Origin of the sequence: Bacillus sp. JAS24-2 (assembly GCF_008274905.1) — a bacterium.
Classification (GTDB): domain Bacteria; phylum Bacillota; class Bacilli; order Bacillales; family Bacillaceae_G; genus Bacillus_A; species Bacillus_A cereus.
In genome coordinates this window covers 3,515,133-3,536,377 of the sequence record NZ_CP031068.1, presented here as the reverse complement: position 1 = coordinate 3,536,377, position 21,245 = coordinate 3,515,133, and the positions used below count along the sequence as shown (strand labels likewise).

Genomic DNA, 21,245 nt, shown 5'->3' with positions numbered 1-21,245 from the left:
TATAAGTTATGAGCAAAACGATTCTTTTCACTGGGGGCGGTACAGCCGGACACGTTATGATTAATATTGTATTAATTCCTAAATTTATAGAGAAAGGCTGGAGAGTCGAGTATATTGGATCCAAAAATGGAATTGAAAAATCATTAGTGCAAAATGTTAAATACAATAGTGTTTCAACGGGCAAGCTTAGGAGATATTGGGATTGGGAAAATTTTAAAGATCCTTTTAAAATTATACGAGGTTGTTTACAAAGTTATAAATTAATTAAGAAAACAAAGCCTGACGTTATCTTTTCAGCAGGAGGATTTGTTTCAGTTCCTGTAGCTATAGGAGCATGGTTAAATCGTGTGCCTATAATTATACGTGAACCAGATAGCACATTAGGACTTGCCAATAAAATAGCATTACCTTTTGCTACAAAGCTATGCACAACATTTCCTCAGACAGGAGAAAATGTAAGTAATGAGAAGAAGGTTTATGTAGGACCAATTGTAAGGGAAGAAATTGAGAAGGGTAACGTATTACGAGGAAGAAGATATTGTGAATTTCAGCAAGATAAACCAGTATTATTAATTATGGGTGGGAGTCAAGGTGCTAAGTGGATAAATGATATGGTAAGGGAATGTTTAGATACAATACTATTAAACTTTAATATTATTCATATATGTGGTAAAGGGAAGGTAGACCCATCTATTGGCATGGAGGGGTATATGCAATTTGAATATATAGGCGACGAGTTGCCGCATATACTAAATATGGCAAGTGTTGTAGTTTCCAGAGCGGGTTCTACTGCTATTTCTGAATTGTTATTTTTGAAGAAACCGATGTTGCTTATCCCGTTAACTAACAGTTCCAGCAGGGGAGATCAAGTTTTAAATGCTGAATATTTTTCACGGCAAGGATATGCGGAAGTTATACTCCAAGACAGAGTAAGTACGAATACATTTATACATGCAGTAAATAAGTTGTATACAAATAAGGAGAAATATATTCAAAACATGAATGGATATAAGAAAACAAATGATGAGGGAATTCATCAAATAATAGATATAATAAATGAAGTGGTGGAGTAATAGAAATGTAAATAGAAAAACAAAAGGAAAGAAGGTATCTTCTTTCCTTTTTACTATATTTGTTCAAATTCATTATTATTTATTCTAATTAGTTATGTACTATCGGTGAATGCCGTTTTCTAATAGCTCAGTAAATGCATGAATATGAATAGGTTTACTGTAATAATAACCTTGAATAAACTGACATTTATTTTTTTGAAGGAAATTTACGTGCTCTTTCGTTTCTACACCTTCAGCAATGACAGACATTCCTAATGTATTTGCTAATGTGATGATCGTTTTAATAATTTCCATTCCATCATCACATGTTTCAGACATTGTAATAAATTCTCTCGGGATTTTTAACGTATCAATTGGATACAAAGGTAAGTAGGCTAGCGAAGAATAACCTGTACCAAAATCGTCGATAGAAATGTGAATCCCTAAACTTTTTAGTGTACGCAGTTTTATCAATGTTTCTCGCTCATCCATCATTGCAATTCGCTCTGTTAATTCAAGATCAAGAGAGCTTGCTGGTAAACCTGTATTTGTTAAAGTAGAAGAAATAGATTTTACAAAATCTTCTTGTTCAAATTCTTTAGCAGATAAATTTACACCTATTTTTAAATGTGAATATCCGAGTGCGTGCCAACGTTTCATTTGCTTGCAAGCCTGCTCTAATGTCCATTTTCCTATTGAAATAATTTGTAGTGTTTCTTCTGCAATCGGAATAAACTCGTATGGAGAAATAATACCTAATTCAGGATGATTCCACCTAATTAAAGCTTCTGCACCGATAATTTTATTAGATTCACTATCAACTTGAGGTTGATACAAAAGGAACAATTCTTCATTTTGTAGTGCGTTTGGTAAATCTTTTTCTAATCGTAATCGTCTTTCAATTTTTTTAGCGATTACATCGTCATAAATAGAGACAGAGTTAAGCTCTTTTGCTTTTGCATCATACATTGCAACATTAGCGTTTTTCAGAAGTGTAGCGGTATCGATTCCGGAATGTGGATAAATAGCGATGCCGATACTCAGTGATAAAGTTAATTTATGCTCATGTATGATAAATGACTTTTTCATGCATTCAAATAATTGGTTACATAATTGGAATAAGTAATCTTCGTCAGTATAGTTTTCAATTATGATTGTAAATTCATCGCCACCGATTCTTGAAAGATGAGTATGTGATGGAAGACATGATTGGAATCGCTTTGCTACTTCTTCTAATATGTAATCTCCTGATGAATGTCCAAGTGTATCGTTAATTGCTTTAAAGCGATCTAAATCTAAATATAATAATGCAAACTCGCTTTCTGTTATTTTAGCATTTTTTATAACTCTCTTTAATTTCTTATGGAAAAAGGCACGGTTCCCAATTTTCGTTACAGTGTCATGGAATGCTAAATATTTTATTTCTTCTTGCTGTTTTTTTAGTGCAGTAATATCTTTCACCATAATATAGCTTCCTGAAATTTGTCCGTCTATTATAATAGGAATGATTGTAACGTATAAAAAATAAGTAAAGCCATCTTTATATTGAGAACTAAGTTGTAAGAATGCCGATTCTTGTTGTTTCACTTTTTCTAATGCCAATGCTAGCTTATGCTTATCTTCATCTAAAATGATCGAAAAACAAGTTTCACCTAGTAACTCATCCGTTGGTGCCCCAAGTAGTACACTCCCAGCCTTATTTACATTTAAGAATATTCCATTTAAATCAATGGTGAAGATAGGGTCAGGATGATATTCATATAATGATTTAAACTTTTGCTGTTTTTGAGAAAGAGCCTCTGATTTATGAACTAAATCAGACGTCCGTAAAGTAACTTTTTCTTCTAGTTGGGCATTAAATGCCTGCAAACGTTTTGTTAAGGAATTGTTTTGCATACGTACGATAGAATGACGAATGAGTACGAAAATAAAAGTAATACAATTTCCTGTAATGAGAGTTGAAGAGGATGTTTGTTCTTTTAATGTAAACCCGATTAGTATTGCAACAGCAAGATAGGGAAATACAACTAAAGCTTTTTTTCCTATTATAGGGTTTACAAGGAAATAATTTTTATGGCTATTATGATCTTCTGAAATAGAGCCAGCTATTGCAATAAGTAATATAGGTATTCTATATAAAAGACGTAATAATATTATAGTTTCAGTTGATAAGTGGTTATTTAAGTAAAAATAAATATAGTTAAAAGTTGCAGAACTTATTAATACAAAAATAAAGATATAAATTTTCCGTTTGGAATTAAAAATTGTTGGACGGAAAAAGAGACTAACACCTAGCAGTAGAAATAATAAATCTGCAATTGGGTATAAAAATGAAAGGAAAACATCTCCTAGTGAAAGAGCGAATATATTTAAATTTGGTTGATTAAATAAATACCATTCTAATGTGAATATGGAAGTAAGCACTATGCATATATCACAAATAAAGAACGCTTTTTCCCATTTATTGCATTCCTTTAAGATTTTATAGCAGAAAGCGATAAGACAGAAAAATAGAAAAAACATGTAAAATACATCAGAAACCGTAAAACGATGTATTGGAATTTCGAAGAAGCTATCTTGATATGTATATACTATTTTTCCTAATAAAAAACTACCAATTGCTATTGTAATACATATCCAAAACGGATTTGAACTGACTTTCTTAGAATATATAGAGTAAATCAGTGATACAAATGTAATGGCTTCAACGACAAGTGAAGCGAAGCGTACATCTGAATTTGAAAAATGAGTAGGGAACAGATAGAAAAACATAAAATAGATTGAATAGCATATTAATGTTCCGATTAATATACATAATTGTAAATTTTTATTTAATTTCAATGAAATCACCTTCTTTAATTATGCACTATGTTCGTTATATCTATACATAATAATATTATTTAAGAATTGTATCAGATTTCCTTATAAAAATCATGTTTATAAGGAAAGTGTTAAAGAGTGTAAGTATTCTTAAGGTTGAAAAAATATTGCGGTTGATAGTATAGACTGTATCAAGACTTTAAATAGAAATTGTATATTTAGTCATCCTTTGAATTGTAAAGTTTTTTTAGTGATTTGTAAGTGGAGATGCAAAATTGCATATAAAATGATGTGTATCTTTTTTTGGTGAGATTTTTATTTTTAATCTGAAAATTAACATTTGTGAAAATGTTGAGAAAGGATATAAAATAAGAACGTGTATTCTTACAGAGTGGAATAGTATTGCCACTAAATAGGGAGGCTTTTTTATGATATATCGAATTAAAGATGCAGAAATATACTATGAAATTGTGGGAGAGGGTAAACCAGTCATTATCATACATGGCTGCTCCCCTGACCATAGGTTAATGATGAAATGTATGGAATCAGTATTTCAGAAGTATGAAGGTTATAAGCGAATATATATTGATTTACCTGGTATGGGAAAATCGAATGCTCAAAATTGGATAAATAGTTCAGATCGTATAGTAGAAGTGCTTATCACATTTATTGAGGAAATCATTTCTACTGAAAAATTTTTATTGGTAGGAGAATCATATGGAGGCTATTTAGCTAAAGGTATACTTGCAAAGATGTTTGAGAGAGTTAGCGGATTACTATTAGTATGTCCTGTTGTTGTAGCGGAGCCAGAAAAAAGGATTCTTCTAGATAAACAGGTAATTGTACAAGATGAGGAATTTTTAAATACGCTCACTTCCACAGAAAGAGAGGAATTTTGTGAGTTAGCTAATAGCAAATGAATATACATATAAGCGATTTAAAGAAGAAATTAAGCCTGGGTTAGATGTTGCTAATGATGAATTTATTGAAAGGTTGCAAAAGAATTACTCTCTTACTATGGATTTTCAGCATGAAAAATATGAAAATCCCGTTCTTTTACTGACTGGAAGACAAGATATATCAGTAGGTTATCAAAATATTATAGAAATTATTGAAGAATATCCAAGGGCAACATTAGCAGTGTTAGATATGGCAGGGCATAATTTGCAAATTGAGCAGCCTGAATTATTTGAGAGTTTAGTAGGAGAATGGATTAGACGAACAAATCAGCACAGTTTATAAAGTATTGTAGTATTACGCCTAAGTGTTGAAATGGGATAAATGAACGTGATTTATTAACTTATCTCGCTATTTTCCTGTAAAAGCCCGATTAGTAAGGGCTAATTAAAGTTTCACTTTATAAAAAATTTTAAGGAGAAATTATGAGCACATATATTTATATGGTTAGACATGGTGAATCACCAAAACTAGAAGGAAATGAAAGAATGCGCGGGTTAACTGAGAGGGGACATATGGATGCCCGTAGAGTAACTGACATATTAAAAGCGGAGAGGATTGATACTTTTATTTCAAGTCCTTATAATCGGGCTGTGCTAACGATAGAGGAGTCAGCTAATTTCCATGAAAAAGAAATAGTAGTATATGAAAATCTTAAAGAGTGTATGTTTTCAAGTGAGGATCAGGTTATATCAGACAAAGAGGTGTATCCACTTGTACAGAAGATGTTCTCTAATCCGGACTTTGCACGAACGGAAGGAGAGTCATATGCAGATTGCCAGAGAAGAGTAGTGAAAGTATTAAAAGAAATCTTAATGGATTTTCAAGGATGCAAAATTGTAATTGGTACACATGGGCTTGTCATGACATTAATGATAAACTATTTTGATAAACAATATGGTTTTGAATTTTTAATGAATACGTCAAAACCGGATATATATAAGATGGAGTTTAAAGAAGAACAATTAATGAATGTAGAGAGATTATGGAAAGAGGAATAAAATTAGTTGCATGGATTTTGTTGTAAAAGTTACTTTTATAGCAAAGTCTTTTTTTTTGAATAGAAAGCATCTTTATCAACTATTTTTAGAATGTTAAATAAATAAGTAATTATTCAGTCTTTGAATAAATTATGGAGAAATTGGTTTAGGGAAACAATTTTAAATGTGTCAAAACTCCAAACGTTGGATTTATATTCAATAGGAGAAAAAGATGTAGAATTTTGTCTTACAGTCCCCGTTTACTTTTCATTTCATTACATATAGGCTTTGTGGTGTAAGGGAGGACATCACCTTTACACAAAATCTATAAGGAGGTCATTGTAATGAAACAGATTAAAAAGTTTGCGGGAGTTGCTTTAGCGGGGACGATTGGATTAAGTGGACTACTGTTTTTAGAACCAAGTGTAAGCGTTGCGGAAGCACAGCAAGTGAAAGTAGAAAATTTCAATATAATTGATGTAACGATGAATCTAAATGAATTGTATGTATTAAGTGGCAGAAGTATTGATATTCTTTCTGGAGATAAAGAAGCAATTCAGTTAAATAAATACACAATTAGTTTTAATAAACCTGGGAAGTATGTGATTAAAGTAAATGGCTGTATTTATGATGATGTATATACTTTTATTGTAAATGAGTAGTATATATTCTTAAATTGCGAGATAAAAACAGAAACACCCTATTTGCGATGAGAGTCGTAAATAGGGTGAATTTATTTGTATTAAGCTGTACTTTAAATATGTTCACTAATTTTCTTTTTGTTATGTAAAATATGTAAAAGTGTTAACAATGTAAATGAAATATACATCTTCACATTCAAAAAAGTTAAAATATTTCGTTTTAAGGATTATAATGGAGGGAGAAACATAAAAGGGAGTGAATGAACTTGAAACAAGAACTTATTGAAAGATTTACGAGATATGTAAAAATTGATACGCAATCAAATGAAGAAAGCCATACAGTACCAACAACACCAGGACAAATTGAGTTTGGTAAGTTATTAGTGGAAGAGCTAAAAGAAATTGGTTTAACAGAAGTAACGATGGATGATAATGGTTATGTAATGGCAACACTTCCAGCTAATACGGACAAGGATGTTCCTGTAATTGGATTTTTAGCCCATTTAGATACAGCAACAGACTTTACAGGGAAAAACGTCAAACCACAAATTCATGAAAATTTTGATGGTAATGCAATTACGTTAAATGAAGAGCTAAATGTTGTGTTAACACCAGAGCAGTTCCCGGAATTACCATCATATAAAGGACATACCATTATTACAACTGATGGTACAACACTTCTAGGAGCAGATGATAAAGCTGGTCTTACAGAAATTATGGTTGCAATGAACCATTTAATACATAATCCGCAAATTAAGCACGGGAAAATAAGAGTAGCATTTACACCGGATGAAGAAATTGGTCGTGGGCCAGCGCATTTTGATGTAGAAGCGTTTGGTGCATCATTCGCTTATACGATGGATGGAGGTCCATTAGGTGGTTTAGAGTATGAAAGTTTTAATGCTGCAGGTGCTAAGTTAACGTTTAACGGAACGAATACACATCCTGGAACAGCGAAAAATAAAATGCGCAATGCTACTAAACTGGCTATGGAGTTTAACGGGTATTTACCAGTAGAAGAGGCGCCAGAATATACAGAAGGCTATGAAGGATTCTATCATTTACTTTCTTTAAATGGTGATGTTGAGCAAAGTAAAGCGTATTATATTATTCGAGACTTTGATCGTGAAAATTTTGAGGCGCGTAAAAATAACGTTAAAAATATTGTGAAGACTATGCAAGAAAAGTATGGCGAAGATGCAGTCGTTTTAGAAATGAATGATCAATACTATAACATGCTTGAAAAAATTGAACCGGTAAGAGAAATTGTTGATATTGCATATGAAGCAATGAAAAGTTTAGACATTGAACCAAATATTCATCCGATTCGCGGAGGCACAGATGGATCACAATTATCATATATGGGATTACCGACGCCGAATATTTTCACTGGTGGTGAAAACTATCACGGTAAATTTGAATATGTTTCGGTAGATACTATGGAAAAAGCCGTTCAAGTTATTGTGGAAATTGCAAGACGTTTTGAGGAGCAAGCTTAAAAAAGAACCAAGTAGTACGAATGTGCTACTTGGTTCTTTTTAATATAGTACTCGCCACAAATAAAAAGTCGCATAAGACTCCCAATTAGCCCAGTTTGCCGCGAAACCTTTTATTTCATTTTTAGTCGGTTTATTTTCGGAACCTGTTATAAATTTAATTGCATTATGCAGACCAACATCATCAATTGGAAAAGCTGAAGGAAATCTTAAACAACGCATTAAAACATAGTTGGCAGTCCATGGTCCTATACCATGGATAGCGGTTAATTGTTTCTCAGCAACCTTTACATCTTGTGTTTGCAGTAAATCCTCTTTTGATAGTTTTCTCTCTGTAATAAGCTTCGCAATACCGATTAAATATTCACATTTTCTAGTCGTCATTTTTAATTGTTGGAGATCTTCTACATGTAGATTTGCAATTGTTTCAGGTAATGGGAATATCCAATGCTTTCTACCGTCCCATTCTACATAACTGCCAAATTGCTCAACTAATCTTCTTTTTAGCGTATAAGCATATGTTAAGTTAATTTGTTGACCGATAATTCCCCAGGAAAGTGCCTCAAATAAGTCTGGAATACCTAAAGTACGAAGGCCATAATATTGTTCAATTGGTCCTTGAAGGAGTAAATCATGTTTAGCTAATGTATAAAAGGGAGCTAAATCAGTAGTTAAATCAAACCATTCTTTTACATAGTTAGCTACAGTTTCACGTATCGATTTTTCAGATGTATATGATTCTTCTAAACAACGTATTTGAATATTGCCATCTGTATTCACACTAATTTCAACTAAAGGATTTACATCTTGAACAGGGATAACTTTATAAATTTTGTTATCTTCAATATGAAACATACATTCATTGTTAGAACGTGATAGATAACGTAAATTTTCTTGGAAACAAAATTCTTTTGGAACTACTATAGATAATGCGCTATTATATTCTGCTGTCATATGAATTCCACCTGTAACTTTTCTAATGTAAGCAATTTTTTCTTCATTTCTAATCCACCCCTAAATCCGGTTAGTTTCCCATTCTTCCCAATAACACGGTGACAAGGAATAGTAATAAGGAGAGGGTTAGCAGCAATAGCAGAAGCAACGGCGCGCACAGCTTTAGGTTTTTGAATTCTTTCAGCAATTTCTGTATAAGAATATGTCTTTCCATAAGGAATTTCACGTACCGTATTCCAAACAGATAATTGAAAATTAGTTCCATAAGCATCGATAGGAAATGTAAAAGTTTCTCGCTTGTTTTCTAAATACTCGATAACTTCTTGCGTATATATTTGCAAGTAATCTGGACTATGAATCAATATATGTTGGGGCAGTTTTTTTCTAGCCCATATATTTAATTCTTCAAAGTTTTCGTCTTGTGATCCAATGAAACATAGTCCATTTTCAGTTGCAGCAATATGAAATCGCCAATTTTTATGTGTAAGTAGCGTCCAATATATATAATTATTTTTGTAGGAATTCATTATCGTATCCCTCTTTCATTTCGTTCTTTTTTCGATATTCAGTAGGAGTAAATCCGGTTTTCTTTTTAAATAAAGTTGCGAAATACTCTGGGTTTTCTATCCCGACAGCAGTACTAATTTCTTTAATAGATTGATTTGTGTGTAAAAGGTATTTGGTTGCTTTAAGAACCCTGAATTGTTGTATATATTCTATAGGAGTTAGCCCTATTATTCTTTTGAAAGTACGCTGTAAATGAAAAGGGCTACCGTGACACATTTCCGCAAGCATGTCGAGAGTTAAGGATTCGTCATAATGCTTTTCGATATAGTCTTTAATTTGTTCTACCCACTCTTCATTAGGTAAAGTGATCCCATTTGGCTTACAACGTTTGCACGGGCGAAAGTTTTCGCTTAATGCTTGCTCTGCATGATGAAAAATTCGTACATTGTTTCTATTCGGTATTCTTGATTTGCATGATGGCCTGCAAAAAATTCCAGTTGATTTCACAGCATAAAAGAATTTGCTATCATAGGAAGAATCGTTATGAATAATTGCTTGCCAATACTCATTTGTTAATGTAACTCCTTCATTGTGCAAAGAACATCACCTCTGAAATTAGTATAACCTGAATAAAGTGCGTATGTATGTATTCATAAATGTAAGAGCAAGATTACAAAGGTGAAAATATCGGATGGCGTTTAGATTATTTTGTTGTTTCGGAAAGAATGAAAGACCAGATAACAGAAGCGAAAATTAATAGTGAAGTGATGGGATTAGACCATTGTCCAGTTGAATTACATATAAATTTCTAAAAAAGAAGTATCTCCCTAATATTAGGGAGATACTTCTTTTTTTAATTCAGTTTGTTAAAATTTTTCAAATCATTCTTGAAATAATTTCATATTAAATATATACTTAGTAACGATAATCATTATCAGTGAAAATGATTATCAAGTGATGAAGACGTAAAAGAATTATAGTCTAGGGGAAGTGAACGTGAATGAGTTCTGGATAAAATTATTAATCTAATGAAATATATATATGGAATAAGATTCATATAGTTAAATTCTATTGAGAATATAGTTTGAAAATTTGAGAGGAGACATATAAAGATGAACAAGAAATTATTTACTTTAGGGATGGTTACCGTTTTAAGTGTAGGTTTAGCGGCATGTAATAGTGCGGATAAAACTTCAGGCGAGCAAAAACAACAGACAAAAGCTACGGAAACGAAAAAAGATGAAAAACGAAAAATTACATATTTAGGTAAAGAATATACAGTGCCAGCAAAAGTAGATAAAATTGCGACAGCTAGTTTAGAGTCAATGGAAGATGCGGCAGTACTTGGAATTAAACCAGTTGGTGCCATTACTGTAGGTGGTAAACTACCAAAATACCTGGAAAAAGAGTTAGAAGGTGCGAAATCTGTTGGTGAGAAAATGCAACCCAATTTCGAAACATTACTACAATTAAAACCAGATGTGATTACATCAAGTACGAAATTCCCAGCAGAAACAGCTGAAAAGTTTACGAAAGTAGCTCCTACATTCCCGGTATCACACGTTTCAACAAATTGGGAAGATAACTTAAAGTTAATGGGAGAATTAACTGGTAAAAAAGATAAAGCAGAAAAAATTATTAAAGACTACAATTCAGACGCTGAAAGAGCAAAAGCAAAACTAGGAGATAAGTTAAAAGATAAAAAAGTACTTGTCATTAGACTAAGAGCAAACGAATTATTCCTATATCCAGAAGGAGTATACTTCAACCCTGTAATTTATAAAGATCTTGGACTAACTGCTCCAGAACAATTGAAAACTGTAAAAGCACAAGAGAAAATTTCATTTGAAAAACTTGCTGAACTTAACCCAGATTATATTTTCTTACAATATGAGGCAAGTGAAAATAAAAATCCAAAAGTGTTAGAAGAAATTGAAAGTAATCCAATTTGGCAAAGTATGAATGCTGCGAAGGAAAAGAAAGTATTTGTAAACGTTGTAGATCCAATGGCGCAAGGTGGTACTGCTTGGAGTAAAACTGCCTTCTTAAAAGAAGCAGTGAAAAATTTATCTAAATAATACAATAAGTAAGGTGCGTTGAATGATATGCAGAAAACAAATGCAGTACCAGTAACTATATTATGTATAGCACCCATACTCATCTTATTTACAGTTATACTTTCGATTTTGTATGGGGCGAAAAGTATTGATGCTGAAACAGTGTGGAACGCATTATTTCATTTTGATTCAAGTGATGTAAATCATAATATTATTATTACTTCACGTTTACCAAGGGTAGTTGCAGCTCTTTTAGTCGGAGCATTTCTAGCCATATCAGGAGCACTTATGCAGGGGATGACAAGAAACTATCTTGCATCCCCTTCTATTATGGGTGTGACGGATGGTGCTGCCTTTGTTATTACACTTTGTATAATTTTTCTTCCAGGAATGTCATCAATTGGTATGGTTATATGTTCAATGATTGGTTCTGCACTCGGAGCCGGTATCGTGTTTGGTTTTGGTTCGCTCCTTCAAAATGGCTTATCACCAGTTAGGTTAGCGATTATAGGAACAGTTATTGGAACATTTTTAAGCAGTGTATCGGCTGCAATGGCTTCGTATTTCCAAATTTCTCAAAATGTTAGTTTTTGGTTTAATGCAAAGTTAGATCAAGTAGATCCTAATATAATTAAAATCACGATACCGTTTGGGATAATTGGAATAATTTTAGCATTGTTAATATCAAAATCTATTACCATTCTTTCATTAGGCGAAGAGGTTTCTATTAATTTAGGACAGCGTACAAAACTAGTTAAAGCGATGGCAATTTTATCGGTAATTTTTTTAACAGGAACAGCAGTTGCTTTAGTGGGGAAAGTTGGTTTTGTAGGTTTAATTATTCCGCACATTACCCGCTTTATAATTGGGGTAGATTATAAGTGGATTTTGCCATGTGCAGGTGTTATTGGTGGCGTTTTCTTAGCGTTATGTGACGTTTTGAGTAGATTTGTAAACTATCCATTTGAAACACCTATTGGAGTCGTTACCTCCTTAATTGGAATTCCTTTCTTCCTTTATTTAATCCGTACTAGAGGAGGAGAGAGACATGCTTAAAAGTTCAAGTCAACGTTTCGGAATGACGATGGGGATTATTATATTTTTAATACTATGTGCTATCTATATTAGTTTAACAAATGGTACGTTCGACATTACGATTACAGATGTATTTAAAACACTTTTTAGAATTGATCCAGTACCAGAACATGATTTAGTTATTTTTGAGTTTCGTCTTCCGCGTATCGTAATTGCTGGATTAGTAGGATTAGGCCTTGGTGTTGCAGGTGCTGTTATTCAAGGGATTACGAGAAATGGATTGGCGGACCCAGGTATTTTAGGAGTAAATGCCGGAGCGGGAACAGCGATTGTCATTTTTATGTTTTTCTTTCAAGGACAATTAAAAAGCACAGACTGGGTTTCTATTATGATGATGCCAATGTTTGGTTTAGTAGGTGGATTAGGTGCAGCTATCATCATTTATCTGTTTTCTTGGAAAAACGGTAAATTAGATTCGCAGCGACTTTTATTAACAGGGATTGCAATTGGATCGGGATTTGGAGCTTTTTCTATGTACTTATCACTCAAAATGAAGTCAACTGATTTCGAGATGGCTGCAGTGTGGGTGTCTGGAAGCATATATAGTGCGAACTGGAAGTATATTGTGGCTATGTTACCATGGCTTATTATCTTAATTCCACTTATACAAAAGAAAGCTTATTTATTAGATTTATTCCAATTGGAAGAAACGAGTATTACAAGTTTAGGTGTTTCAGTAGAAAGAGAGAAATCGATTTTATTATTAAGCAGTATCGGGCTTGTGAGTGCATGTGTTGCTGTTTCAGGGAGTATCGGTTTTATTGGCTTAATGGCACCGCATATAGCGAAAAGACTTGTTGGTATTCAACATAAGTATATAATTCCTACGTGCGGCGTAATCGGAATGTTTCTTGTAATTGCCTCAGACTTTATTGCAAAAACAGTTTTCACACCTGTAGAGTTACCAGTTGGAATCGTTATTTCTATTGTCGGTGTACCGTATTTCTTATATTTACTTTATAAGGCGAAAGCGTAAGAGGAGGAATAAAAGTGAGTATTTTAAGTGCAAAAAATTTAGAAACAAGTTATGAAAAGCTTACAGTGTTTCGCGATTTAAATGTGGAAATACAAGAAGGAAAAGTAACGACAATTATAGGTCCAAACGGTTGCGGTAAATCGACATTGTTAAAAACAATGGGAAGAATTTTAAAACAAAAAAGCGGAAAAGTATATTTGCAAGGGCAAGATTTACATACAATTTCAACGAAAGAAATTGCGAAGCAGTTAGCTTTACTCCCGCAAACTCCAATTGCACCAGGTGAACTTAAAGTGGAAGAATTAATTTCTTATGGACGCTATCCACATCGAAATAACGTAAATAAGTTAACGACAAAAGATAAAGAAATGATTGATTGGGCATTAAATATAACGAAAACTTCTGAATTTCGAACGAGACAAATTGCAAATTTATCAGGTGGTCAAAGACAAAAGGTATGGCTAGCGATGGCATTAGCACAAGAGACAGAAGTGTTGCTATTAGATGAGCCAACTACATACCTTGATATGTCTCATCAATTAGATGTATTACAAATTGTGGAGAAGTTAAATAAAGAACATAATTGTACGGTTGTTATGGTATTACATGATATCAACCATGCAGCAAGATTTTCAGATGAAATTATTGCAATGAAGGAAGGAGAAATTGTTACAACTGGTAGCCCAGAAGAAATCATTACAAATGAAGTATTAAAAGAAGTATTTCATATTGATGCACGTGTCATGATTGATCCGTATAACGGGGCTCCTGTTTGTTTCGGTTATGATAGCGTTGTATCTCAAGAAGAAAAAATCGAAATATATGTAACAAGTTAAAAAGGGGGGATAGGGTGAATACTACAGTTGAAAAACAGCAGATTATAATATCTAATACAGAACAATGGAAAATGTATTCAAAATTAGAAGGTAAGGAATATCAAATTCATATTTCAAAGCCGAGGCAACCAGCACCGGATTCAGGATATCCTGTCATTTACGTATTAGATGGCAATGCCTTTTTTCAAACATTTCATGAAGCAGTTAAAATACAATCAGTAAGAGCGGAAAAAACTGGTGTTTCACCAGCTGTTATAGTAGGAGTGGGTTATCCAATTGAAGGCGCATTTTCAGGGGAAGAAAGATGTTATGATTTTACGCCTAGCGTAATTTCAAAAGATGCCCCTTTAAAACCAGACGGTAAACCGTGGCCTAAAACAGGAGGAGCACATAATTTCTTTACTTTTATTGAAGAAGAACTGAAACCACAAATTGAAAAGAATTTTGAGATTGATAAAGGTAAGCAAACGTTATTTGGGCATTCTTTAGGTGGATTATTTGCTCTCCATATACTATTTACAAACTTAAATGCTTTTCAAAATTATTTTATTAGTAGTCCATCTATATGGTGGAATAATAAATCCGTACTTGAAAAAGAAGAGAACCTTATAAATGAATTAAACAATGCTAAGTTTGAAACAGGAGTGTTCCTTACAGTTGGGTCACTAGAACGAGAGCATATGGTTGTAGGTGCAAATGAATTATCAGAGCGCCTTCTCCAAGTAAACCACGATAAACTTAAATTTAAGTTTTATGAAGCTGAAGGGGAGAATCATGCATCTGTTGTGCCGACGTCTTTAAGTAAAGGGTTGAGATTTATTAGTTACATATAGGAAAAAAGGTTATGGATGAAACATTCCATAACCTTTTTTGATATGTAGAATTGTCCTTTTTGAAAGTTTTGTTTCAACTTTTCGTCTAAAGAGACAAAAAGTTGTCACAAAACGGTCACAATTAGCATAAACATAAAATAGACGAAATGAACTTATTTCCAAAAAGGCTCGGTTTATTCCGATCATGATTTGTAGAGCTGAAAAAGTATGGATTAAAAGTTCACTATATTCCCAAGGAGGTAGATCGTATGAAAACTATTCTTGCTATCGCTGGACTTATTTGGGTTCTATCGCATGGCATCCCAATTTATGAAGGAGAACAAATTCGCAGTGCTCTGAATAAAAATTTTAATGAATATCATATCATTGACCGGCAAGATAATGTTGTAACAGTTCGAGTAAATGACTGTTTTCATACGGTAACCGTTGAAGGAACTTCAGTAGTGAATGATACAAAAGTATGTGATCAACAATAATTATATATGGAAAGAAAAAATTCTTGGATTAAATATCTGAAAATTAAGATTTTAATATTATAGATGAAGAATAAGCGGGGGCGGGTAATCCCTGCTTATTCTTGTTTCACTTTATTGAATTTTGATGAGAGATATAATGATTTTTTTGACAAAAAGGAAAGGGTATACTAAAAATTGAGATTAAGAAGCTAATGCATTGTTAAGAATAATCATAAAGCGTAAATATACTCTTATGGGGTATCGTGCGTAGATATTTAATGCTATAATTGGTATACTCATAAAAACAATTGTTTTATTGGGTGAAGAGAAACTTTAAGAAGGTGATAATATGGATCATAAAGAGCATGAAGCAGTAACACATAGATCAGAAAAAGAAAAAGAACAGATTATAAATAGATTAAAGAGAATTGAAGGACAGGTCCGCGGTATTCAAAATATGATTGAAAATGATCGTTATTGCGTGGATATTTTAGTGCAAATTTCAGCGATTAATGCAGCGATGAAAAAAGTAGGAATGGGTGTATTAAAAAACCATACAAGTCATTGTGTTTCAGGTGCTATTAAAGATGGCAATGGTGACGAAGCAATTGAAGAATTAATGACTGTATTTGAACGTTTTTCAAAAGCGTAAAAACAAGCTAGTATGTCACTGGCTTGTTTTTTTTTGTTTACCTTCATAATAAGATCTCGGCGTATTGATGTGAAAAAGTGTGTGTAAAATAAACTTTTAGAAAATAATTGAAAAATCATGATATAAACCCATTGATTACCTTAGGGGGGTATGGTAAGATGTAATTGTGATTAACAAACAATGAATAAACAAGAGGAGGATTTTAAATGGAACAGTTAACATTACAGGTTGAAGGTATGTCTTGTGGACATTGTGTAAATGCTATCGAAAGCAGTGTGAAAGAGCTAAACGGTGTTGAACAAGTGAAGGTTCAATTAGCAGAAGGAACTGTTGAAGTTACTATCGACTCGTCTGCCGTAACATTAAAAGATATCGTTGCTGTAATCGAAGACCAAGGATACGATGTTCAATAATTATTTTTAGATATGGAAATAAATCGTACTTTAAATGAAGTACGATTTATTTTGCTAATAATTATACCTCATAAGGGTATATAGAGGTGAGAGACATGAATGAAAAAAAAGAGGCCAATCTTCAAATATCAGGAATGACATGTGCGGCATGTGCAAATAGAATTGAAAAAGGTCTAAAAAAAGTAGAAGGTGTTCATGAGGCGAATGTAAATTTTGCACTTGAAAAAACAAAAATAATGTACGATCCAACTAAAACAAATCCGCAACAGTTTAAAGAAAAAGTTGAATCGTTAGGATATGGAATTGTAAGTGATAAAGCTGAATTTACTGTTTCAGGAATGACATGTGCAGCATGTGCAAATAGAGTTGAAAAGCGTTTAAATAAGTTAGATGGTGTGAACAAAGCGACAGTAAATTTTGCTTTAGAATCAGCTACAGTAGACTTTAATCCTGATGAAGTTAATGTAAATGAAATGAAGAGTGCGATTACGAAGCTAGGATATAAATTAGAAGTGAAACCAGATGATCAAGATGCATCAACTGATCATCGATTACAAGAAATTGAAAGACAAAAGAAGAAGTTTATTATTTCGTTTATTTTATCTTTCCCATTATTGTGGGCAATGGTTAGTCATTTCTCATTTACGTCGTTTATTTATTTACCGGATATGTTAATGAACCCTTGGGTGCAACTAGCACTTGCAACCCCTGTTCAATTTATCATTGGTGGACAGTTTTATGTTGGAGCTTATAAAGCGTTACGTAATAAAAGTGCGAATATGGATGTTCTCGTGGCGCTTGGAACGTCGGCCGCGTATTTCTATAGTGTATATTTAAGTATTCAATCTATTGGTTCTTCGAAACATATGACAGATTTATATTTTGAAACGAGTGCGGTACTTATTACATTAATTATTTTAGGTAAATTATTTGAAGCGAAAGCAAAAGGGCGCTCATCAGAAGCAATTAAAAAATTGATGGGTTTACAAGCGAAGACAGCTACAGTTGTGCGAGATGGAACAGAAATAAAAATTTTGATTGAAGAAGTAGTAGCTGGTGATATCGTCTATGTAAAGCCTGGTGAAAAAATACCAGTAGATGGTGAGATTGTAGAAGGAAAGTCAGCAATTGATGAATCGATGTTAACGGGTGAAAGTATTCCTGTTGATAAGTCAATTGGGGATGTAGTAATAGGTTCGACAATAAATAAAAATGGATTTTTAAAAGTGAAAGCAACTAAAGTAGGAAGAGATACTGCATTAGCTCAAATTATTAAAGTAGTAGAAGAGGCACAAGGTTCAAAAGCTCCTATTCAAAGGGTAGCAGATCAAATTTCAGGTATTTTCGTACCGGTTGTAGTTGTGATTGCGATTATCACATTTGCAGTATGGATGATATTTGTTACACCTGGTGATTTTGGCGGAGCACTTGAGAAAATGATAGCAGTACTTGTTATCGCTTGTCCATGTGCATTAGGTCTTGCAACGCCTACATCTATTATGGCAGGATCAGGAAGATCAGCAGAGTATGGTATTTTATTTAAAGGTGGAGAGCATTTAGAAGCAACGCACCGATTAGATACGGTTATTTTAGATAAAACGGGTACAGTGACAAATGGGAAGCCGGTGTTAACAGATGTAATTGTAGCAGATGGATTCAATGAAAATGAACTGCTTAGATTAGTAGGGGCAGCAGAAAGAAATTCTGAACATCCACTTGCAGAAGCGATTGTAGAAGGAATTAAAGAAAAGAAAATTGATATCCCAAGTTCAGAAGCGTTTGAAGCGATTCCGGGATTTGGTATCGAATCAGTTGTAGAAGGAAAACACTTATTAATTGGTACACGTCGATTAATGAAGAAATTCAATATTGATATTGAAGAAGTTTCTAAATCAATGGAAGCGCTAGAACGAGAAGGAAAAACAGCAATGCTTATTGCAATCGATAAAGAATATGCTGGTATAGTTGCCGTTGCAGATACTGTAAAAGATACTTCAAAAGCAGCTATCGCAAGACTGAAAAAAATGGGTCTAGACGTTGTGATGATTACAGGAGATAATACACAAACTGCTCAGGCAATTGCAAAGCAAGTTGGTATTGATCACGTAATTGCAGAAGTATTGCCAGAAGGAAAAGCAGAAGAAGTGAAAAAACTGCAAGCAAATGGTAAGAAAGTAGCGATGGTTGGAGACGGGATAAATGATGCTCCTGCTCTTGCTACAGCGAACATTGGTATGGCAATTGGAACGGGAACGGATGTAGCGATGGAAGCAGCGGATATAACGTTAATCCGCGGTGACTTAAATAGTATTGCTGATGCGATCTTTATGAGTAAAATGACGATAAGAAATATTAAACAAAATTTATTCTGGGCATTAGCTTATAACGCGTTAGGAATTCCAATTGCGGCATTAGGTTTCTTAGCCCCTTGGGTTGCTGGAGCAGCGATGGCATTTAGTTCTGTATCCGTTGTATTAAATGCATTACGATTACAAAGAGTTAAATTAAAATCTTAAAGAGCTACATTAAGTAATTGAATAGAATTAAAAAACAATACTTTGAATAAGTATTGTTTTTTTGTTCGTATAGAAATTAAAACGATATAATAAAGCAGAAATATAGAATCGTATGTAGTAGAAAAGTTAAGAGGTAGTTTCGTAAGGAGACTTATATATGTTAAAAGATATTATAATTAGAACATTCCAGAAAGAAGATTTAGATCAAGTATTACAATTGTTCTATGAAACAGTTCATACGGTTAATGCAAAAGATTATAATGAGTTACAGCTACAGGCGTGGGCACCGGAGCGACTAGATAGAGAAAATTGGTTACAGTCTTTAGAAAAGAATATTAGCTATGTAGCGGATCATAAAGGTGTGATTGTGGGGTTTGGGGATTATAACGATGATCGTTACGTAGATCGTTTATTTACGCATAAAGATTATCAAGGGAAAAGAGTCGCTTCATACATACTACAGAAGTTAGAAAAAGAAGCAGTGAACCTAGGGCATAGGGAGATATATACAGAGGCGAGCATTACCGCAAAACCTTTTTTTGAAAGTAAAGGTTTTATTTGCATAAAAGAACAAAAGAAACAACATAATGGTCAGATTTTTATTAATTATGTTATGAAAAAAATATCCTTCTCATAAATGAGAAGGATATTTTTCATTATTTTACAGCTTCTTTTAGTTCTTTACCAGCTTTGAAAGCAGGTACTTTAGAAGCTGCGATTTGCATTTCTTCACCAGTTTGTGGGTTACGGCCTGTACGAGCAGCTCTTTCACGAACTTCGAATGTACCGAATCCGATAAGTTGTACTTTTTCACCAGCAGCTAAAGTGTTAGTGATTGATTCTACTACAGTTTGTACAACTACAGTAGCTTCTTTTTGAGAAATCTCAGCATTTTGTGCTACGTTTTTAATTAATTCTGTTTTGTTCATGTTTTTCACCTCATATGTAAATAATGCTATTTAAGTTGTTATTATAACGTATAAAACATTCGAGAACAAGTGTACGTACATATATTCGCAAAAAAAATGAAATTTGTAATATTTTTTAGGGCACTTTATAGACATTCCATTTAAGCGGACAGAGATTTGTTCTTCATTTCAGTCTTCTCTTGATGAGCAGGTAGTTTCTTATTATAAGATATGAAGTAAGGTAGTGCTACAAATAACATACCTCCTACTAAATTTCCAAAGAAAACAAAAATAAAGTTTGGAAAATATTCAGCCCAAGTGAAATGACCGGCAAAAATGGCGGCTGGGATGACAAACATATTGGCTACAACGTGTTGAAATCCAATCGCAACAAAAGTCATAACCGGGAACCAAATACCGATAATCTTTCCGATAAATTCTTTACTTCCCATACTGAGCCAAACAGCTAAACAAACGAGCCAATTACATCCGATTGCAGAAATAAATGCTTGCAATGGTGTATCTTGTAGTTTCGCTTGAGCGATAGAAATAGTTTTTGCTAAAAAAGCTCCTTCAGTTAAGCCAACGATATGACCGAAAAAGTAGGCTACAAATACAGCCCCTATGAAATTGCTAAATGTAACAATAACTAAATTTCGTATGAAATAAAATAAAGTAATTTTCTTTTGAAGCCAGGCCATAGAAACTGTCATCATGTTACCAGTTACTAGTTCACCGCCTGCAAGAATAACGAGAATAAGGCCAATAGGGAATACAGCAGCGCCTAGAAAACTAGTAAATGATCCCCAAGCCTTTGGCATTGTTCCAATAACATGAATATCGAGTAAATACCCTAATGCTATAAAAGCACCGCCAAAAAAACCGAGAATTAACATAGGGAGTAATGATAAATGAGCTTTTTTTCTTCCGGAATTAGCAGCAAGTTCCGTAATTTCTTCTGGTGTAAATACAGACATGAATAACCCCTCCGTAATAAAATGATGGAATGAATAGAAAAAATTTCGAAAATCTATGTATTATAAAAATATGTTATGACTTCTGTATAAAATTGTCAAAGTGAATAGAGAGGGAATTAC

At 33.3% G+C, this 21,245-nt stretch carries 20 protein-coding genes and 2 pseudogenes; 16 read left to right on the top strand and 6 right to left on the bottom strand.

From position 1 onward, the window contains the following. Positions 1 to 8 precede the first annotated feature (8 nt). Positions 9 to 1,073: an undecaprenyldiphospho-muramoylpentapeptide beta-N-acetylglucosaminyltransferase gene (locus DN407_RS18230; protein ID WP_016111208.1), complete on the top strand. Its 1,065-nt coding sequence runs from the start codon at positions 9 to 11 to the stop codon at positions 1,071 to 1,073. A gap of 99 nt (positions 1,074 to 1,172) precedes the next feature. Here the strand turns inward: DN407_RS18230 and DN407_RS18225 are convergent, their stop codons facing one another. Next, complete coding sequence (locus DN407_RS18225) at positions 1,173 to 3,893, bottom strand: putative bifunctional diguanylate cyclase/phosphodiesterase (RefSeq protein WP_000773555.1); 2,721 nt, start codon at positions 3,891 to 3,893, stop codon at positions 1,173 to 1,175. A 407-nt stretch (positions 3,894 to 4,300) separates the two neighbouring features. Between DN407_RS18225 and DN407_RS18220 the strand changes: the two are divergent. The 4 genes and pseudogenes from DN407_RS18220 (at position 4,301) to pepT (ending at position 7,949) form a co-directional block, all read left to right on the top strand. Continuing rightward, positions 4,301 to 5,114 (top strand): annotated as a pseudogene (locus DN407_RS18220) (alpha/beta fold hydrolase). Between the two features lie 140 nt (positions 5,115 to 5,254). Then, a complete protein-coding gene (locus tag DN407_RS18215; protein ID WP_000109183.1) occupies positions 5,255 to 5,830 on the top strand; it encodes a histidine phosphatase family protein in 576 nt (191 codons plus the stop codon). Positions 5,831 to 6,153: 323 nt separating this feature from the next. Further along, positions 6,154 to 6,471 (top strand): hypothetical protein, encoded by a 318-nt coding sequence (locus DN407_RS18210; RefSeq protein WP_000809493.1) that lies wholly within the window; start codon positions 6,154 to 6,156, stop codon positions 6,469 to 6,471. Between the two features lie 245 nt (positions 6,472 to 6,716). Then, complete coding sequence (pepT, locus tag DN407_RS18205; protein WP_000807014.1) at positions 6,717 to 7,949, top strand: peptidase T; 1,233 nt, start codon at positions 6,717 to 6,719, stop codon at positions 7,947 to 7,949. 39 nt (positions 7,950 to 7,988) lie between these two features. On the opposite strand, the gene DN407_RS18200 is transcribed toward pepT, so the two are convergent. Genes DN407_RS18200 through DN407_RS18190 form a run of 3 tightly spaced genes read right to left on the bottom strand, consistent with a single transcriptional unit; the run spans position 7,989 to position 10,004 of the window. Next, the gene (locus tag DN407_RS18200; protein ID WP_000123512.1) at positions 7,989 to 8,900 is read right to left on the bottom strand and encodes a DNA glycosylase; all 912 of its coding nucleotides are present in this window, start codon (positions 8,898 to 8,900) and stop codon (positions 7,989 to 7,991) included. Then, positions 8,897 to 9,427, bottom strand: coding sequence for a methylated-DNA--[protein]-cysteine S-methyltransferase (locus tag DN407_RS18195; RefSeq protein ID WP_001089839.1), 531 nt, complete (start codon positions 9,425 to 9,427; stop codon positions 8,897 to 8,899). Before DN407_RS18195 ends, DN407_RS18200 begins: the two co-directional genes overlap by 4 nt. Next, the gene (locus tag DN407_RS18190; RefSeq protein ID WP_016111203.1) at positions 9,408 to 10,004 is read right to left on the bottom strand and encodes a bifunctional transcriptional activator/DNA repair enzyme AdaA; all 597 of its coding nucleotides are present in this window, start codon (positions 10,002 to 10,004) and stop codon (positions 9,408 to 9,410) included. Before DN407_RS18190 ends, DN407_RS18195 begins: the two co-directional genes overlap by 20 nt. Before the next feature lie 77 nt (positions 10,005 to 10,081). Between DN407_RS18190 and DN407_RS18185 the strand changes: the two are divergent. The 11 genes and pseudogenes from DN407_RS18185 to DN407_RS18135 form a co-directional block, all read left to right on the top strand. Beyond that, positions 10,082 to 10,219, top strand: a pseudogene (locus DN407_RS18185) (exodeoxyribonuclease III); the annotation flags it as partial. A 300-nt stretch (positions 10,220 to 10,519) separates the two neighbouring features. Next, a complete protein-coding gene (locus DN407_RS18180) occupies positions 10,520 to 11,485 on the top strand; it encodes an iron-hydroxamate ABC transporter substrate-binding protein (protein WP_058840222.1) in 966 nt (321 codons plus the stop codon). A 27-nt stretch (positions 11,486 to 11,512) separates the two neighbouring features. Further along, on the top strand, positions 11,513 to 12,520 hold the full coding sequence (locus DN407_RS18175) for a FecCD family ABC transporter permease (protein ID WP_001173051.1): 1,008 nt from the start codon (positions 11,513 to 11,515) through the stop codon (positions 12,518 to 12,520). Continuing rightward, the gene (locus tag DN407_RS18170; RefSeq protein WP_000920450.1) at positions 12,513 to 13,535 is read left to right on the top strand and encodes a FecCD family ABC transporter permease; all 1,023 of its coding nucleotides are present in this window, start codon (positions 12,513 to 12,515) and stop codon (positions 13,533 to 13,535) included. The genes DN407_RS18175 and DN407_RS18170 overlap by 8 nt, the downstream gene beginning before the upstream one ends. A gap of 14 nt (positions 13,536 to 13,549) precedes the next feature. Next, positions 13,550 to 14,371 carry an ABC transporter ATP-binding protein gene (locus DN407_RS18165; protein ID WP_000025773.1) on the top strand — a complete coding sequence of 274 codons (822 nt, stop codon included), beginning with the start codon at positions 13,550 to 13,552 and terminating at the stop codon, positions 14,369 to 14,371. 14 nt (positions 14,372 to 14,385) lie between these two features. Further along, positions 14,386 to 15,204, top strand: a complete 819-nt coding sequence (locus DN407_RS18160; RefSeq protein ID WP_001098697.1) for an alpha/beta hydrolase — start codon at positions 14,386 to 14,388, stop codon at positions 15,202 to 15,204. A gap of 248 nt (positions 15,205 to 15,452) precedes the next feature. After that, entirely contained in the window at positions 15,453 to 15,680 is a 228-nt protein-coding gene (locus tag DN407_RS18155; RefSeq protein ID WP_000849103.1) for a hypothetical protein, read from the top strand. 328 nt (positions 15,681 to 16,008) lie between these two features. Then, entirely contained in the window at positions 16,009 to 16,311 is a 303-nt protein-coding gene (locus DN407_RS18150) for a metal-sensing transcriptional repressor (RefSeq protein ID WP_000349636.1), read from the top strand. A gap of 206 nt (positions 16,312 to 16,517) precedes the next feature. Then, positions 16,518 to 16,724 (top strand): copper chaperone CopZ, encoded by a 207-nt coding sequence (copZ, locus tag DN407_RS18145; RefSeq protein ID WP_000436973.1) that lies wholly within the window; start codon positions 16,518 to 16,520, stop codon positions 16,722 to 16,724. 95 nt (positions 16,725 to 16,819) lie between these two features. Beyond that, positions 16,820 to 19,240, top strand: coding sequence for a heavy metal translocating P-type ATPase (locus DN407_RS18140; RefSeq protein ID WP_149216547.1), 2,421 nt, complete (start codon positions 16,820 to 16,822; stop codon positions 19,238 to 19,240). 157 nt (positions 19,241 to 19,397) lie between these two features. Beyond that, complete coding sequence (locus tag DN407_RS18135; protein ID WP_000910158.1) at positions 19,398 to 19,877, top strand: GNAT family N-acetyltransferase; 480 nt, start codon at positions 19,398 to 19,400, stop codon at positions 19,875 to 19,877. Between the two features lie 19 nt (positions 19,878 to 19,896). Here DN407_RS18135 and DN407_RS18130 read toward each other — a convergent pair whose 3' ends face one another. Next, positions 19,897 to 20,169, bottom strand: a complete 273-nt coding sequence (locus tag DN407_RS18130) for an HU family DNA-binding protein (RefSeq protein WP_001043904.1) — start codon at positions 20,167 to 20,169, stop codon at positions 19,897 to 19,899. 140 nt (positions 20,170 to 20,309) lie between these two features. Beyond that, complete coding sequence (locus DN407_RS18125) at positions 20,310 to 21,125, bottom strand: formate/nitrite transporter family protein (protein WP_000110530.1); 816 nt, start codon at positions 21,123 to 21,125, stop codon at positions 20,310 to 20,312. Between the last annotated feature and the right edge of the window lie 120 nt (positions 21,126 to 21,245).